At 56.7% G+C, this 17,611-nt stretch carries 14 protein-coding genes and 1 pseudogene; 13 read left to right on the forward strand and 2 right to left on the reverse strand.

The window, feature by feature from the left end; translation table 11 throughout:
• Positions 1–8: 8 nt before the first annotated feature.
• Positions 9–437 (reverse strand): universal stress protein UspC, encoded by a 429-nt coding sequence (gene uspC, locus C3F35_RS20595; protein WP_059307626.1) that lies wholly within the window; start codon positions 435–437, stop codon positions 9–11.
• A gap of 789 nt (positions 438–1,226) precedes the next feature.
• Between uspC and flhD the strand changes: the two genes are divergently transcribed.
• From flhD to cheW, 6 genes are all read left to right on the forward strand, one after another.
• Complete coding sequence (flhD, locus tag C3F35_RS20600; protein ID WP_032611998.1) at positions 1,227–1,577, forward strand: flagellar transcriptional regulator FlhD; 351 nt, start codon at positions 1,227–1,229, stop codon at positions 1,575–1,577.
• A complete protein-coding gene (flhC, locus tag C3F35_RS20605) occupies positions 1,578–2,156 on the forward strand; it encodes a flagellar transcriptional regulator FlhC (protein WP_103792084.1) in 579 nt (192 codons plus the stop codon).
• Between the two features lie 123 nt (positions 2,157–2,279).
• Entirely contained in the window at positions 2,280–3,167 is an 888-nt protein-coding gene (motA, locus tag C3F35_RS20610; protein WP_032611994.1) for a flagellar motor stator protein MotA, read from the forward strand.
• Positions 3,164–4,093, forward strand: coding sequence for a flagellar motor protein MotB (gene motB, locus C3F35_RS20615; RefSeq protein ID WP_032611993.1), 930 nt, complete (start codon positions 3,164–3,166; stop codon positions 4,091–4,093). Before motA ends, motB begins: the two co-directional genes overlap by 4 nt.
• Before the next feature lie 4 nt (positions 4,094–4,097).
• Positions 4,098–6,119, forward strand: a complete 2,022-nt coding sequence (gene cheA / locus C3F35_RS20620) for a chemotaxis protein CheA (RefSeq protein WP_032611991.1) — start codon at positions 4,098–4,100, stop codon at positions 6,117–6,119.
• Positions 6,120–6,140: 21 nt separating this feature from the next.
• Positions 6,141–6,644 carry a chemotaxis protein CheW gene (gene cheW, locus C3F35_RS20625; RefSeq protein WP_032611989.1) on the forward strand — a complete coding sequence of 168 codons (504 nt, stop codon included), beginning with the start codon at positions 6,141–6,143 and terminating at the stop codon, positions 6,642–6,644.
• A 626-nt stretch (positions 6,645–7,270) separates the two neighbouring features.
• Here cheW and C3F35_RS20630 read toward each other — a convergent pair.
• Positions 7,271–8,530 carry a dicarboxylate/amino acid:cation symporter gene (locus tag C3F35_RS20630; protein ID WP_032611987.1) on the reverse strand — a complete coding sequence of 420 codons (1,260 nt, stop codon included), beginning with the start codon at positions 8,528–8,530 and terminating at the stop codon, positions 7,271–7,273.
• A 443-nt stretch (positions 8,531–8,973) separates the two neighbouring features.
• Between C3F35_RS20630 and C3F35_RS20635 the strand changes: the two genes are divergently transcribed.
• From C3F35_RS20635 to tap, 7 genes and pseudogenes are all read left to right on the forward strand, one after another.
• Positions 8,974–9,525, forward strand: coding sequence for a spore coat protein U domain-containing protein (locus tag C3F35_RS20635; protein WP_279867483.1), 552 nt, complete (start codon positions 8,974–8,976; stop codon positions 9,523–9,525).
• Positions 9,526–9,609: 84 nt separating this feature from the next.
• On the forward strand, positions 9,610–10,089 hold the full coding sequence (locus C3F35_RS20640; protein WP_077227036.1) for a Csu type fimbrial protein: 480 nt from the start codon (positions 9,610–9,612) through the stop codon (positions 10,087–10,089).
• Positions 10,090–10,105: 16 nt separating this feature from the next.
• Positions 10,106–10,864 (forward strand): fimbrial biogenesis chaperone, encoded by a 759-nt coding sequence (locus C3F35_RS20645; RefSeq protein WP_032611981.1) that lies wholly within the window; start codon positions 10,106–10,108, stop codon positions 10,862–10,864.
• A pseudogene (locus C3F35_RS20650) lies at positions 10,840–13,241 on the forward strand (fimbria/pilus outer membrane usher protein). Before C3F35_RS20645 ends, C3F35_RS20650 begins: the two are co-directional and overlap by 25 nt.
• Entirely contained in the window at positions 13,238–14,203 is a 966-nt protein-coding gene (locus C3F35_RS20655; RefSeq protein ID WP_077227038.1) for a Csu type fimbrial protein, read from the forward strand. Before C3F35_RS20650 ends, C3F35_RS20655 begins: the two are co-directional and overlap by 4 nt.
• A gap of 83 nt (positions 14,204–14,286) precedes the next feature.
• Positions 14,287–15,942, forward strand: coding sequence for a methyl-accepting chemotaxis protein II (gene tar, locus C3F35_RS20660; RefSeq protein WP_103792082.1), 1,656 nt, complete (start codon positions 14,287–14,289; stop codon positions 15,940–15,942).
• Between the two features lie 44 nt (positions 15,943–15,986).
• Positions 15,987–17,588, forward strand: coding sequence for a methyl-accepting chemotaxis protein IV (gene tap / locus C3F35_RS20665; RefSeq protein WP_103792081.1), 1,602 nt, complete (start codon positions 15,987–15,989; stop codon positions 17,586–17,588).
• The last annotated feature ends 23 nt before the right edge of the window (positions 17,589–17,611 follow it).

Raw genomic sequence — 17,611 nt, forward strand, 5'->3', positions numbered from 1 at the left:
TCAGCGCATTACGCTGCGCTGAGTGAAATTAACAGCACATCTACTTTACTGTTGCTAACAATTGTTTTAGCGGAACAGGCTGTCCGAGAGAAAAAACTGTGGTTATGGTTTCCGCAAATCACCAGATCCACATTCTGTTTGTGACATATATCAAGTATCCTCGCGCTTAATTCGCCGGACGCGCAAAGTGTTTGTGCGATGGGATATTCTGCCCGAGCGATAAGTTCATCCAGAAATTGTTGGGTTTCCTCCTGAATCACATCACGAATATCTTCCAGCATTGGCGCAGCCAGTTGATTGTACATTTCAGGGTCAGCAGACAGCGTGACGAGAGTAATGCGTGCCTGAGTCGGTCGGGCGATGGCAACCGCTTTGGCGACCAGTTGATGGCTTTCGGGAGAAACAGAAACAGAAACAAGGATATGGGAGTAACTCATGGTACCCTCCGAACGTATCTGTACATTAGCTTTTCCTCAGCATTAGCGCGATTTTTTAGCACGCGCAAGGGGGGAAGATGACATTCATGTGATGCTTATCATAATTATTCATTAAATATTCTTATGTAATGAATCGCGCTAAACCCGCATAAGGTGAGTGAAAGCGCTATCTTAACGGAAATCATACAAATATATCCCCCTCAAAAACAAGGGTTTTTACCCCTTCGCAACAATTACCCCGCCGAAAACGTAAGAAAATACTTACGTATTGGCCTTGATAATATTCTTTGTTTTTCAATGATTTATTTGGGTGTTTCTATCTTAGATATGTTGAGTGTTTTTGAAATTTGTAACTTGTCAACCCCCGGCAAGTAACGTGCCGGGTTAGTTCATACTTGTGCATGATTATTCGGCAATACAGAATATATCTGAGTGTTATTTGTTCATTAAATGGACAATTTAGAAGTGATACTGATGGATTTTTGGTTCAAATTCACCTAAATTATGTGATCTTGATCACATTTATTTTAAATTTCAGGCGAGGCCACATTGTATGTCCTACAGCGGACGGGTAGAGTTGCACCGAATTAGGAAAAATCTTAGTTAATTGTAAAAAGTGATAACTGTCAGGAAGCAATTATTGTTTTTCATTACGTGATTCTTCAATACAGAACTTAATTCAACTATGCGTTTAAGCCTTTTCTTCTTTTTTTTTACCGGGGTTTTCCCGGCGACATCACGGGGTGCGGTCTACCGCACAAGAATATAGTGTTATTCGGGAAGGGATAAATGAACACATCCGAATTGCTAAAACACATTTATGACATCAACCTGTCATATTTATTGCTTGCACAACGTTTGATTAGCCAGGACAAAGCCTCTGCGATGTTTCGTCTGGGTATTCATGAAGAGATGGCGACAACACTTGGCGCGTTAACGCTGCCGCAGATGGTTAAGCTGGCTGAAACTAACCAGTTAGTCTGTCAGTTCCGTTTCGATAATCACCAGACCGTGACCCAACTGACGCAGGAGTCCCGCGTGGACGATCTGCAGCAGGTTCACACCGGTATTTTGCTTTCCACCCGTTTGCTTAACGACATCAGTCAGCCTGATGACGCAGCCCGTAAGAAAAGAGCCTGAATGAGTGAGAAGAGCATTGTTCAGGAAGCGCGTGACATTCAACTGGCCATGGAACTGATTACGCTTGGTGCTCGTTTGCAGATGCTTGAAAGCGAGACACAGCTGAGCCGTGGTCGTCTTATCAAACTGTATAAAGAATTACGCGGTAGCCCGCCGCCAAAAGGCATGCTGCCGTTTTCCACTGACTGGTTTATGACGTGGGAGCAGAATATTCATGCTTCCATGTTCTGTAATGCCTGGCAGTACCTGCTCAAAACCGGCTTATGCAGCGGTGTTGATGCAGTGATTAAAGCGTACAAACTTTATCTCGAGCAGTGCCCGCAGCCTGAAGAGGGACCTTTGCTGGCATTGACCCGGGTATGGACGCTGGTGCGTTTTGTTGAGAGCGGATTGCTTGAGTTGTCCCGTTGCAACTCCTGCGGCGGTAACTTTATCACCCACGCTCATCAGCCGGCCGGCAGCTTTGCCTGCAGTTTGTGCCAACCACCATCTCGCGCGGTAAAAAGACGTAAACTTTCCCGGGATGTTGCCGATAGTAATCCACAACTGCTGGATGAACAGATCGAACAGGCTGTTTAACCCGAACGTACGGGCAAGACTCCAGCAGCGGTAAGCAATTACCGCTGCTTTTTTTTGCCCCGCGGTCAGGTAAACCCTCGACCTGTGTCTCCTGGCTAAAGTCACTAGCGGAAGGATGATGTCGTGCTTATCGTATTAGGTTACCTGGTAGTTCTCGGTACAGTTTTCGGCGGTTACATGATGACCGGCGGGCACCTTGGGGCACTCTATCAACCGGCCGAGCTGGTTATAATCGGCGGTGCAGGGGTGGGTGCATTTATCGTTGGCAACAACGGCAAGGCGATCAAGGGAACGTTAAAAGCGTTGCCGTTACTGTTCCGTCGTTCGAAATACACCAAAAGTATGTATATGGACCTGCTGGCGCTGCTCTATCGCCTGATGGCCAAGTCGCGTCAACAGGGGATGTTCTCCCTGGAACGCGATATTGAAAATCCGAAAGAGAGCGAGATCTTCGCCAGCTATCCGCGGATCCTTGCGGATTCGATGATGCTCGAATTTATCGTCGACTATCTGCGTCTGATCATCAGCGGCAACATGAACACCTTCGAAATCGAAGCGCTGATGGACGAAGAGATCGAAACCCACGAAAACGAAGCGGAAGTCCCGGCGAACAGCCTGGCGATGGTCGGGGACTCCTTGCCCGCTTTCGGTATCGTGGCGGCGGTGATGGGGGTAGTACACGCGCTGGCCTCTGCGGATCGTCCGGCGGCTGAGCTGGGGGCGCTGATTGCCCACGCCATGGTGGGGACCTTCCTCGGGATCCTGCTGGCGTATGGTTTTATCTCTCCGCTGGCGACCGTTTTACGTCAGAAGAGTGCTGAAACCACCAAAATGATGCAGTGCGTCAAAATCACGCTGCTCTCCAACCTGAACGGTTATGCCCCGCCAATCGCGGTAGAGTTTGGCCGTAAGACCCTGTACTCCAGCGAGCGTCCGTCGTTTATCGAACTCGAAGAGCACGTGCGCGCGGTGAAGAACCCAAACCAGCAGACGAGCACTGAGGACGCATGAAAAATCAGGCCCATCCCATCGTCATAGTCAAAAAGCGCAAGCACAAAGGCCACGGGGGTCATCATGGTGGCTCCTGGAAAATAGCCTATGCGGACTTTATGACCGCGATGATGGCATTCTTCCTGGTGATGTGGCTGATCTCTATCTCCAGCCCGAAAGAGCTGATTCAGATAGCTGAATATTTCCGTACTCCGCTGGCGACCGCCGTTTCGACCGGGCCGCGAATCTCCAACAGCGACAGCCCGATCCCGGGCGGTGGGGATGATTACACCCAGAAGCAGGGTGAAGTGAAGCGCGAGCCGAACATTGACGAGCTCAAAAAGCGCATGGAACAGGCGCGCCTGAAGAAACTGCGCGGCGATCTGGATCAGCTGATCGAAGCGGATCCGAAGCTGCGCGCCCTGCGTCCACACCTGAAGATCGATCTTGTTCAGGAGGGTCTGCGCATTCAGATTATCGACAGCCAGAACCGTCCTATGTTTAAAACCGGCAGCGCCGACGTGGAACCCTATATGCGCGATATTCTGCGCGGGATTGCCCCGGTGCTGAACGGGATCCCCAACCGAATCAGTCTTTCCGGTCACACCGATGACTTCCCTTACGCCGGTGGCGAAAAAGGGTACAGCAACTGGGAGCTTTCTGCGGATCGTGCTAACGCATCCCGTCGTGAGCTGGTGATCGGTGGGCTGGACGATGGCAAGGTGCTGCGGGTGGTGGGCATGGCTGCAACCATGCGCATGACCGACCGCGGACCGGATGATGCCATCAACCGTCGTATTAGTCTTTTAGTGCTCAACAAGCAGGCGGAGCAGGCCATCCTGCACGAAAACGCCGAAAGCCAGAATGAGTCACTGGATGATTTAAAACAGCCAGGCCCTGTGCCGTCGGCTGCCGTTCCAACATCGCCACCAGCCAATCCGAGGTGATAGCGTGAGCATGGATATTAGCGATTTTTACCAGACGTTTTTTGATGAAGCCGACGAACTGTTGGCGGATATGGAGCAACACCTGCTGGACCTGGTGCCTGAGGCACCGGATTCAGAGCAGCTCAACGCCATATTTCGTGCTGCCCACTCCATAAAAGGGGGCGCCGGTACGTTTGGCTTTACCATTCTGCAGGAGACGACCCATCTGATGGAGAACCTGCTGGATGAGGCCCGACGCGGTGAGATGCAGCTCAATACCGACATTATTAACCTGTTTTTGGAAACGAAAGATATTATGCAGGAACAGCTCGATGCCTATAAAAGCTCGCAAGAGCCGGATGCAGCCAGCTTCGAATATATCTGCCAGGCTTTGCGTCAGCTCGCGCTGGAAGCCAAAGGTGAAACGGCAGCCGTTGCCGTCAGCCCGGCGAAACTGAGCGTCGTGGACGCCGCTCCGGCGGCGGCACCGGCCGCTGACGACCGCGTGCGCGTGGTGCTGTCTGGCCTGAAAGAGAGTGAAGTGAATCTGCTGGAAGAGGAACTGAGCAATCTTGCCACGCTGAGTAACGTCGTGAAAGGTCAGGGCACACTGGCAGCTACCCTCGACGGCGGCATCAGCAAAGATGACGTGGTCGCCGTGCTCTGTTTCGTGATTGAACCTGAACAGATCGACTTTGAAGCGGTGACGGATGCACCGGCTGCGGAAGTGGCGGAAGTGGTTGAAGCCGCGCCTGCCGTACCTGCAGTGGCACCTGCTGCGCCAGCGCTGAAGGCGGTTCCGGGCGAAACGGCTGCGCCAAATCGCGCCGAGCGCGAAAAACCGGCTGCCCGCTCCAGTGAATCAACCAGTATCCGTGTGGCCGTTGAGAAGGTGGATCAACTGATTAACCTGGTCGGCGAACTGGTGATCACCCAGTCGATGCTGGCCCAGCGTTCTAACGAACTGGATCCGGTAAACCACGGGGATCTGATCACCAGCATGGGCCAGCTGCAGCGCAACGCCCGTGACCTGCAGGAATCGGTGATGTCCATCCGTATGATGCCGATGGAGTACGTCTTCAGCCGCTTCCCGCGCCTGGTGCGCGACCTGGCGGGCAAGCTCAATAAGCAAATTGAACTGACGCTGATGGGCAGCTCCACCGAGCTGGATAAGAGCCTGATTGAACGCATTATCGACCCCTTAACGCACCTGGTACGAAACAGCCTCGACCACGGGATCGAGCTGCCGGAAAACCGCGTGGCCGCAGGGAAATCCCCGGTCGGGAACCTGATCCTGTCTGCGGAACACCAGGGCGGGAACATCTGTATCGAAGTGACCGACGATGGCGCAGGCCTGAACCGTGAGCGCATCCTGGCGAAAGCCATCTCCCAGGGGATGGCGGTCAACGAAAACATGACCGACGAAGAAGTGGGCATGCTGATCTTTGCGCCGGGCTTCTCCACTGCCGAGCAGGTGACGGATGTCTCCGGGCGTGGCGTGGGCATGGACGTGGTAAAACGTAACATCCAGGAGATGGGCGGCCACGTTGAGATCAAGTCGAAGCAGGGTTCCGGTACCACTATCCGTATCCTGCTGCCGCTGACGCTGGCGATCCTCGACGGTATGTCGGTCAAAGTGGCGGACGAAGTATTTATTCTGCCGCTGAACGCGGTCATGGAATCACTCCAGCCGCGTGAAGAAGATTTGCATCCGCTGGCGGGCGGTGAGCGCGTACTGGAAGTGCGCGGTGAATACCTGCCGATGGTGGAGCTGTGGAAAGTGTTCGACGTGGACGGCGCTAAAACCGAAGCCACGCAAGGGATTGTGGTGATCCTGCAAAGCGCAGGCCGCCGCTATGCCCTGTTGGTCGATCAACTGATTGGTCAGCATCAGGTGGTAGTGAAGAACCTTGAGAGCAACTACCGTAAAATACCTGGCATTTCAGCCGCCACCATCCTGGGTGATGGTAGCGTGGCGCTGATCGTCGATGTTTCGGCGCTTCAGGGATTAAATCGTGAACAACGTATGGCGCACACAGCCGCCTGATTCAGTTAAGAAGGTAAAAAAATGACCGGTATGAGTAATGTAACCAAGCTGGCCGGCGAGCCATCAGGGCAGGAATTCCTGGTTTTCACTTTAGGTGACGAAGAATACGGTATCGATATTCTGAAAGTGCAGGAAATCCGTGGCTATGATCAGGTGACCCGCATCGCCAACACGCCAGATTTCATCAAAGGCGTGACCAACCTGCGTGGCGTGATCGTTCCTATCGTTGACCTGCGCGTGAAGTTCAGCCAGGGCGATGTTGAGTATGATGACAACACCGTGGTGATCGTGCTCAATCTGGGCCAGCGCGTGGTGGGGATTGTGGTTGATGGGGTGTCTGATGTGCTCTCCCTGACCGCCGAGCAGATCCGCCCGGCACCGGAATTTGCTGTCACCTTGTCCACCGAATACCTGACCGGTCTGGGCGCGCTCGGTGACCGTATGCTGATTCTGGTGAACATCGAGAAGCTGCTGAACAGCGACGAGATGGCGCTGCTGGATGTGGCGGCAAGTCACGTAGCGTAATGAGGCTGGCCGCCAGGCTAATCTTTTAATACATATGGCTGTAGTGGAATTGTTCCGTTCACTACAGCTTTTTTGCTTTATGAAAGCCCCGCTGCGGTGAACGTGTTAAGGGGGCTACCGCCGCCCCCTTAACAATCCCGGCTCCCGGCAAAGAAAATCGCCGCTTCGCGATGCCTTCGGCTTATTCCCTTCGGCTATCGGGTCGGGCGTGATCCTACATCCCTGTAGGTCACGCCCTCTCGGCGCATCCCTGCGCCTCGCCCCGGCCTGCGGTCAACGCCTCAGCGATTTTCAGCCGGACTTTCGCTCACTCAACCTTCTCTGCGGTTTGAATGTGGCACAGGGGTTGAGTCCCCGCTGAAATCGGCGAACCGGAGACCGGATGACAAGGGCTGGACGCCAGGGATGGCGGCCAGAGGCGAATCGAGACAGGATGTCGAGTTGAGCCGACCGCAGGCAGCAGGTCGGGAGGTGAGCGTAGTGCGAAGCACCGATTTCGTCGCGGGGCCGCGGGGATTGATAAGGGGGCCGCGGTGGCCCCCTTATCACGTTCACAGGTTCCATTCATTTCATATTCTGCTGGACATAAAGTGAACGGAACAATTTCACAACATCTCAATAAGAAATCAGCCTTCCTGGCTAACCAGCTCAACCTCATCCTCCAGCAGCCCCTCATTCTGTGCCAGCATCGCTGTCGCCACGCCATTCCCCAGCACGTTAATCGCGGAACGTCCCATATCCAGGAAGTGATCGATCCCCATCAGCAGCAAAATCCCCGCCACCGGAATATGGAAACTCGGGATGGTGGCAGCCAGCACCACCAGCGCCGAGCGCGGCACCCCGGCAATGCCTTTCGAGGCCAGCATCAGGGTTAACATCAATACCGTAATTTCCGAAAACGACAGCTGAATATTGTACGCCTGGGCGATAAACATCGAGGCAAACGAGCAGTAGACCATCGACCCCACGAGGTTAAACGAATACCCAATCGGCAGCACAAAGGAGACGATATTGCGCGAACAGCCAAAGCGGGTCAGCTGCTCTAGCGTTTTCGGGTAGGCCGCTTCGGAGCTGCTGGTGGTAAAGGCCACCAGCACCGGATCTTTCAGCATGCTCACCAGGCGGAAGATGTCGTTTTTTAGCACCATATAACCCACCGCCACCAGCACCAGACAGGTGAGGACGATCGCCAGATAGTAGCCGCCAATAAACGAGGCATAGTTGAGCAAAATCCCCAGCCCCTCAGTGGCGATCACCGAGGAGATCGCGGCGTAGATTGCCAGCGGTGCAACGTACATTACGTAACCGGTGACTTTCAGCATAATGTGGGAAACCACGTCCAGCGCCGCGACCAGCGGGGCGTTAAATTTCTCCCCCAGCGATGCGCCGCCAATGCCAAAGAACATCGAGAACACCACGATCTGCAGGATCTCGTTATTGGCCATTGCCCCGGCAATGCTGGTAGGGATGGTATGGGAAAGAAAGCCTTTCAACGACATTCCGCCGGTCGCCAGTCCGGTCTCCACCGTGCCGGCCGGAACGGCCAGATTCAGGCCACTGCCCGGGTGGAGCAAGGTCACGATAAACAGTCCGACCAGGATGGAGAGTACCGACGAGCTGATAAACCAGACCATTGCTTTACCGCCCACACGGCCAATGGTCGCGGTCTCGCCCAGCCGCATGATCCCCACCGTCAGGGTGCTGAACACCAGCGGCGCAATGACCATCTTAATCAGGCGTAAGAAGATATCGGTCAGGAGAGTGATGTTGTCTGACCAGGCTGCTATCACGTCAGATGACGCATATTCATGAATGACTGCCCCGGACAGAATGCCCGCCAGCATAAAGACCACGATAAAAATCGTGAGTCGGTTTGCGCTTGCCACCAAAGTACCTCATTAACTGAAAGGGGAAATTAATCAGCTGATCTGTCTCATTTTTTATTATTCAGCGGATGAATGATTCATTACCTAAATTGAAGTAAATAAGCGTGCTTTTCAATATTTTTTTAATATTTATTAAATTAGTTAATAAATGACCGACGATATATTGCGATGCAGATCACATTTTAAGCAATATATCCTCCCGCTATGCTTACGCCATAGCGGATGTCATTTCTTATCCTTATGTTTTAATTCGTAAAAATGTGTCAATAATGCAAAGGTATGGGGCAGCGGGTGAAAAGTGGTTGAGAACGAAACCTTAAACTAAATTTCACAATAACCACCCGGACAACAGCATGAAGGGTGCTAACAGACTGAGTGTTATCAAAAAATGATAACCTTACGTGACATTTTCTGGAGGGTGGAAAATGAACAAAAAAATCCTGATGCTGTTTACCGGTAGCGTTTTTGCAATGGCAGCCAGCAACAGTCAGGCCGTCACCAGCAGTGGCACCATTGGCGCGACGCTGACACTGACCAACGGTTGCCTGATTAACGGCTCGCCGACGCAGGATGGCATTAACTTCGGTACGCTCGATTTCGGTACCCATCCGGCGACCTTCTCCACGCTGACCACCCAGCTTACCGGGGCCAGCGGCGGCAACACCTTCACGATTCAATGCACCACCGCCAGCTACACCGTGGCGATCACCGGCAATACCAACTCCACGGCCCCCGGCACGGTAGTGGGTACACCGGGTACGCCTGCGCGCTATCTGGTGAACACCGCCAATACCGGCCAGGGCGTCGCCTACAGCCTGTTCAGCGACGGCGGGTTTAACAACATCATCGCCAATAACGCCCCACTGCCGGTGACCTCCACCGCCGGGGGAGTTGACAGCTATACGCTGTACGGCCGCATCACCGGCGGGGGCAATAGCGTCACCGTGGTGCCCGGCACTTACACCGACACTATCAACGTCAGCGTCACCTACTAGCGTCAGCACGTTTAGATAAGCGTGGAAAAACAATCGCTCCGACATACGGGAGAGGGCAAACTGCGCGCTTTTTTTGTCCTGAGCATGTTGCTGCTTGTGGCAGGAAACGGCGAGGCGGTGACGACGCAATCCTTTCAGGTGAGTGCCACGATCACCCCCGGCTGCTCCGTCGCCACAGGCAGCGGTGGCCTTCTGGGCACCCTTAACTTTGGCACCCACAGCGGGGTGGAACGGGGATCGGTGAACACCAGCTTTGTGCCGAACGGTTCACTCTCCATCGCCTGTACGCCTGGCGTGGCGTTAAGCATGAGTATCGACGGCGGTCAGCACTACACCTCGGTGCGCAATATGCAGCGGTCCGGGGGGACCAGTCTGGTGCCGTACCGCCTGTACAGCAGCAGCTCTCTGGCGGCCAACAGTGAGATCGGCGTTAACCAGGCGGTGTCTGTGGCCTACACCAACAGCAATAACATTGCGCTACCGCTCTTTGGTGTGGCGCTTCTGACCGGGTTCAGCCCGGCCGGAAATTATTCCGATCAACTCACCGTGACCCTGTCGTGGTGATAAAGGGAGAAGGACGATGAAGGCATTTTCGGGATATCGCAGGCTTTGTCTGCTGATGGCACTGGGCGCGACGCTCAACACCGCCCACGGGGCCGCCACTATTCTGCTGTGGCCCATCGACCCCTGGCTGGCGGCGGATACCAAAGCCACGGAGCTGTGGGTGCAGAATCAGGGCAACAGCGCCACCACCATGCAGGTACGCATTGTGCGCTGGCGGCAGGAGAACGGCCTTGAACGCTATACCGCCCAGCAGGATGTTGTCGCCAGCCCGCCGATTGTCACCATTGCGAAGGGCAGCAAGCAGTTAATCCGCCTGATCAAACAGAGTGAGGTGCCGGTCGGGGTAGAGCAGGCCTACCGCATTATCGTGGACGAGATCCCTCAGCCGCAGGATAAAGAGACCCCGCAGATGGGGTTGAAACTGCAAATGCGCTACTCCATTCCGCTGTTTGTCTACGGACAGGGGATTGCCACCATCAAGGACGGCGCACACCATGCCCTGGTCGAGACGCGGGATCTGAACTGGCGGGTGATCCGCGAGAACGGCCAGGCGGCGATCCAGGTGCGGAATCAGGGCAATGTGCATGTCCGCCTGAGTCAGGTTTCGCTGCAACAGGGGGGGCAGAATCGCACCTTAGCCGACGGCCTGCTGGGTTATGTGCTGCCGGGCAGCGCCCGCAGCTGGCCACTGCCGTCAGGGATGGACCACCCGAGCCAGATGCGTGCACAGATTAATGCCCGGGATACCCAATGGCAGTCGGCCCCCGTCAACTGAAGCCATCGATGCTTATCCTGCTCTGCGTCAGCTCCGCAAGCTGGGCCGATCCCGGTGACGATATGCTGCCTCCACCGCCGGTGCCGCAGTCGGTAAATGACGAGGCGGTGTTCCAGCTGGCGCTTATCGTCAACCACTACGACACCGGGCTGGTGGTGCCCGTCACCCGGCGGCAGGCGGAGTATCTGGTTGCCAGCGCCGATCTGCGCCGCGCCGGGCTGCCCGCCGAGCCGGGCTGCCCGCCGAGCACGTGCCACCGGGGGAGGTAAACGTCAGCCGTCTGAAGGACGTGCGTGCCGAGTACGACAGCACCGGGCAACGGTTGCTGCTCAACGTTCCCCGGGAGTGGGTCAGCGCGCGCGTGACCCCCTTCAGCGGGCAGATGGCGCGCAGCACCCCCCATTTTGGTAAGGGGGCGCTGCTCAACTACGACTTCTATACCAACCACACTGAACACAGCGGCGGCCAGGCCTCCCTCTGGCATGAATTACGCTATTTTGACGACCGGGGATCGTTATCCTCCACCGGTTACGTGCGAAAGAACTTGTCCGGCGGCAGCGGGCAGCAGGAGGGGTACGTGCGCTACGACACCACCCTGATGATCACCGATGAAGAGGATGCCACCACCTGGACCGCCGGGGATGTGATCAGCGATGCCCTGAGCTGGAGCAGTAGCGTGCGCATGGGCGGCATCAGCTATGGCCGCGATTTCTCCCTGCGCCCCGACCTTGTTACCTGGCCCTTACCGGAGTTCTCCGGCGAGGCGGCAGTGCCCACGTCGGTGGATCTGTTCGTGAACGGCTATCGCGCAGGCTCCACCCGTTTGCAGCCCGGACCTTTCACCCTCACCAATTTGCCTTACATTAACGGCGCCGGGGATGCGGTGCTGGTCACCACCGATGCGCTGGGGCGTCAGGTGAGCACCACTATGCCGTTCTACGTCACCAGCGATCTGCTCCGGCAGGGGCTAAGCGACGGGGCCATGACCCTCGGCAGCCTGCGCCGCAATTACGGTATCGAGAATTTTGACTACGGCCCGGCGGCGGGCAGCGGCTCGTATCGTTACGGCCTCACCGACTGGCTGACGCTGGAAGGGCACGTCGAAGGGGCGGAGAAGCTGGCGCTGGGCGGAGCCGGGACCATCGTCAAACTGGGGCGTCTCGGGGTAGTGAACAGCGCCTGGACCCAGAGTAAAATGCGCGGCGATACCGGCGGACAGCTCAACTGGGGTTACCAGTATAGTACCAACGCCTTCAGTATCGCCACCCAGCACAGCCGTCGCGATCGTGGCTTCGGCAATCTCGCGCTCTACGATCAACCCACCATCTATGATGAATACAACCAGCCCATTGCCAGCCTGAGCCGCAATACGGATCAGTATTCCCTGACCTTTAACCTTGGCGATTTTGGCAACGTTGGCGCGGCGTGGATCGGCGTGCAGAGTTTCGACGATCAGAAAACCGAGCTGCTGAACCTCTCCTGGAGCCGTAACCTGTGGGGCAGCAGCAGTATTTACCTCGCCGCCAGCCGTGACCAGCAGCAGGGCGACTGGACGGTCGCCCTGTCGCTGCAGATCCCGCTGGGCGAACGCGACAGCGCCGCCATCACCCTCGAAAATACACCGGATGCGGGCAGCACCCAGCGGCTTAACTATAACCACTCGATGCCCACCGACGGCGGCTTTAGCTGGAACATGGCGTGGGCGCGCCAGTCGCAGGCCAGCAACTATCAGCAGGCCACGCTGGGCTGGCGTAATAACAATATCGAAGTGCAGGGCGGCGGCTACGGCGAACGCGACATGATGACCTGGTGGGGCGAGGCGATGGGTGCGCTGGTGCTGATGGACGGCGAGCTGTTTGCCGCCAACAAAATCAACGACGCCTTCGTGGTGGTCAGCACTGACGGTCAGCCGGACGTGCCGGTCAGCTATGAGAATCAGCCGGTGGGCAAAACCAACCGCAACGGTTATCTGCTGATCAGCGGCGTATCGGCCTATTACCCGGCCAGCTACAGCATTAACACCCTCAACTTACCCGCCGACACCCGCCTGAAAGAGACTGAACGCCGTATCGCCCTGCGGCGTAATAGCGGTTATCTGGTTGATTTCCCCATGGAGCAGGAGCGGGTTGCCAGCGTGATCCTGCACGACGGGGCAGGGGAGGCGATCCCCCTTGGTAGTCAGGTGCGACGCCAGGGCAGGGAGCCGGTGGTGGTGGGCTATGACGGGCTTGCCTGGCTGGAAGATCTGGCAGACGTCAACCCGCTGGAGGTCATCACCCCGGCGGGCAAAAGCTGCCATGTTACCCTGAGCCTGACGGCGAACCCGGAGCATAAGCTGCAAACCTACGGCCCTCTGACCTGCCGGGTGGAACCATGAAACGCCTGCTGCTGGTGATGATACTGTTGCTGTTCTCCGCCACCAGTTGGGGAGCGTGCCGGGTCAGTACCGTCAATGCCAGCTTTGGCAGCGTCACCTCCTTTGCCCTGAGCGGCAGCAACGAAGTGGCCACCACCGGTACGCTGGTGGTGAACTGCGATACGGTGCTTAATTTACTGACCAACGATACGGTGACGCTCAACTACACCGGGGCCACCGTTAGCGCCAGCAGCCGCGCAACCATGAAGCGCACCGATAATGCTACCATCACCGATGTGATCCCCACCCGCCTCTGCGGACTAAATACCTGCAACGCCACCAACGAAGTGCAGATCGGCAAAGCCTATACCTGGAGCGGGTCGTCGCTGCTGGGGCTGCTCGGTTCCAGGCAGTACAACATCCCGCTCTATTTTCGCACCGTCGCCGGGCAGAATGTCAGCGCCGGGCCGTATCAGGTGACCCTCAATTTCAACGTGAGTTACAGCGTCTGCGCGCTGGGGGCGCTGGGACTCTGTACCTCCGCGCAAACCGGCACCACGCCAGTCAGCATTACCCTCAACATGACGGTCACTAACGACTGCAGCGCCATGACCACCCCGAACGTTAACTTCAACAGCGCGCCGCTGGTGCAAAACTTCCCGACGATCTCCCAGGCTATCTCGGTCACCTGCACCAAGGGCAGCGTCTATACCATCGGCATCAATAACGGTGCCAACGCCAGCAATAACGTGCGCCAGATGGCCAGCGGCAATAACCGCATGAGCTATGAGATTTATAAAGAAGCGACAGCCAATCGCTGGGGCAGCAGCGGCAGCGAACGCTGGTCCAGCGGCGCCTCTTCGCAGGTGAGCACCGACGGGCTGTTACGCAGCTATAACTACACCGCCCGCGTGCTGACGAATCAGGCCACCCCGCCCGCCGGTAACTACAGCGACACTCTGGTCGTCGACGTCGCGTTCTGACCCGCGCTTTTCCCTTTCGCAAATGTAAAGTTCCCGCCAGTTGTGCCGATAACACCGAGAACAAATTCATAAGAAGGTGTTGTATGTTGAACCGTATGCGCGTTGTCACAATGCTGATGTTAGTGCTGGTTGTCTTCGCACTGCTGCAGCTTATTTCCGGCAGTCTCTTTTTCTCATCCATTAAGGCTAACCAGGACAGTTTTGCGGTTTCTAACGAATTTCGTGTTCAACAGAGTGAAATCACCTCCACCTGGGATTACCTGCTGCAAACGCGCATCAACCTGAGCCGCGCCTCCGCGCGCATGGCGACCGATCCCACGCACCAGCAACCGGAGCTGATCAACAATGCCCGTACGACGCTGGCGGAAGCAGACAAACACTTCAACGCATACCGCGCCATCGCACCACAGCCTTCGATGGAGCAGGTCAGCCAGACCATCAATGACAAATACCAGGACTACGCCGCGGCCCTGACGGAGCTTATTCAGTTCCTTGAGAGCGGCAATATGGACGCCTATTTCGCCCAGGCCACCCAGTCAAAGCAGAACGCGCTGGGCACCGCCCTGCGGGATTATGTCGCTGCGTCTGACGCGCGTAACCAGGAGGCGTACAACGCCAGCGTGAAAGATTACACCTTTGCCAAATGGCAGATGGGGATCCTGGCCCTGGCGCTGGCCATCGTGCTGGTGGGTGTCTGGTACGGCATTCGTCATACCCTGCTTAACCCGTTAAACCGCGTTATCGACCACATTCGCCAGATTGCCAGCGGCGATCTCACCCATACCCTGGCCATCGCCGGGCGCAGTGAAATTACCCAACTGGCGGTCACCGTTGACCATATGCAGCGCTCCCTGAGCGAAACGGTGGCTAACGTACGCCAGGGTTCGGATGCCATCTACACCGGCACCAGCGAAATCGCGATGGGCAACAACGATCTCTCCTCCCGTACCGAGCAGCAGGCGTCGGCGCTGGAAGAGACGGCGGCCAGCATGGAGCAGTTAACGGCCACCGTGAAGCAGAACGCCGACAACGCCCGTCAGGCGTCACAGCTGGCAAACAGCGCCTCGGAGACCGCACAGCGCGGCGGCAAGGTGGTGGATGGGGTGGTGAAAACTATGCACGACATCGCCGGAAGCTCGAAGAAGATCGCTGACATCATCAGCGTGATCGACGGCATCGCCTTCCAGACCAACATCCTGGCGCTGAACGCCGCGGTAGAAGCCGCGCGTGCGGGTGAGCAGGGTCGCGGTTTTGCGGTGGTCGCCGGTGAAGTACGTAACCTCGCCAGCCGCAGCGCCAATGCGGCCAAAGAGATCAAAGCCCTGATTGAAGATTCTGTCGCGCGCGTGGACACCGGCTCGACGCTGGTGGAAAGTGCGGGAGAAACCATGAATGACATCGTCAACGCGGTAACGCGCGTCACCGACATCATGGGTGAAATCGCCTCGGCCTCTGATGAGCAGAGTCGTGGTATCGACCAGGTGGCCCTGGCGGTATCGGAAATGGATCGTGTCACACAACAAAACGCCGCGCTGGTTCAGGAGTCCGCAGCCGCTGCGGCACAACTGGAAGAGCAGGCGAGCCGTCTGAAGATGGCCGTTTCGGCGTTTCGTCTTACTTCTGCACCTGGAAACACGGTGTCATCGCGTGCCAGCCATCAACCGGCCGCGCCGGTCAATGCACCGGCCCAGGTACGCGCGCTGACCACCGGAAAAGATGAGAACTGGGAAACATTTTGATCGAACGTTAATTCGCGGCTGCTGGCCGCTAAATGGGAGCGTGGATGTTAAATCGTATTCGTATCTCGACCACCCTGTTTTTGATTTTGATTGTCTGTGGGGTGTTGCAGGTTGGCAGTAATGGCTTGTCGTTTTGGGCTTTTCGCGATGGTTATCAGAATTTGCAGGAGATGCAGGGCAGCAATCAGCAGCGCGCGCTACTTACCCAGAGCCGCGCCGTTCTGCTCCAGGCCAGTACGGCGCTGAATAAAGCGGGCACATTGACCGCGCTGAGTTATCCGCCTGATGACATTAAGGCGCTAATGACCACCGCGCGCAGCAGCCTGAAACAGGCTGAGGGCATGTTCAAAACCTTTAACGACCAGGCGGCGATCAGCGCGAAAGACGGCGAACTGAAAAAAGCGATGCAGGCGGCCTTTAACCAGTGGTACAGCGATCTGGATCATCAGGCTACCTGGCTGGAAAACAACCAGCTGTCGGACTTCCTCACCGCGCCGGTGCAGGAATCGCAGGCGGCGTTTGATGCCAGCACCGAGGCCTGGCAGCAGGAGATTAACCAGTTTGTGCAGGCGGCGGGGAACGACAGTCGCACCAGCTATCACATGTCGGGCGTGATCTTCGCCACCATGATTGTGCTGACCGCGATACTGACCAGCGCCGCGCTGTTATGGTCTCGCCGGATGATTGTGCAGCCGCTGGCGATCATCAGCAGCCATTTCGACAGCATTGCGAAGGGCGATCTGGCGCGGCCGGTGGCGGTGTACGGCAAAAATGAAATATCGGCTATTTTCGCCAGCCTGAAAGCAATGCAAGGCTCGCTGCGGGAAACGGTCTCCGAGGTGCGTCAGGGCAGCTATGCCATGCACACCGGGATCTCCGAAATTGCCGAAGGCAATAACGATCTCTCGTCGCGCACCGAACAGCAGGCGGCATCGCTGGCGCAAACGGCAGCCAGCATGGAACAGCTAACGGCCACCGTCGGGCAGAACGCCGACAATGCCCGTCAGGCTTCCGGTCTGGCGAAGAGCGCGGCGCAGACGGCGAAGAAGGGCGGTGAGCAGGCCTCTCGCGTGGCGAACACCATGAATGAGATCGCCACCAGCTCCCAGAAGATTGGCGACATTATTAGCGTCATCGACGGCATCGCGTTCCAGACCAATATTCTGGCGCTGAACGCCGCGGTGGAAGCCGCCCGCGCGGGCGAGCAGGGACGCGGTTTTGCGGTGGTGGCAGGGGAAGTGCGTAACCTGGCAAGCCGCAGCGCCAACGCGGCGAAAGAGATTAAGGGGCTGATTGAAGAGTCTGTCTCACGCGTGCAGCAAGGGTCGGAGCTGGTGGATACCGCAGCGAAAACCATGACCGAGATTGTCAGCTCGGTGACGCAGGTTAACGACATCATGGGGGAAATCGCCTCGGCATCCGATGAACAGCGTCGCGGCATTGAGCAGGTCGCGTTGGCCGTCAGCCAGATGGATCAGGTGACGCAGCAGAACGCGGCGCTGGTAGAAGAAGCCGCGGCCGCCACCGACCAGTTAGCCGGTCAGGCGGATCATCTGACCTCGCTGGTAGCAGTATTTAATGTGAATGAACGTGTTGAAACAGTTACAGAAGTCGGGCGGTCTCAAGCCGTACCAGTCGGAACCTGAACGTGATTAAGTAAGAAGGCGCT

It is taken from the genome of Leclercia sp. LSNIH3, from assembly GCF_002935105.1.
In the GTDB taxonomy this organism is placed as follows: Bacteria; Pseudomonadota; Gammaproteobacteria; order Enterobacterales; family Enterobacteriaceae; genus Enterobacter; species Enterobacter adecarboxylatus.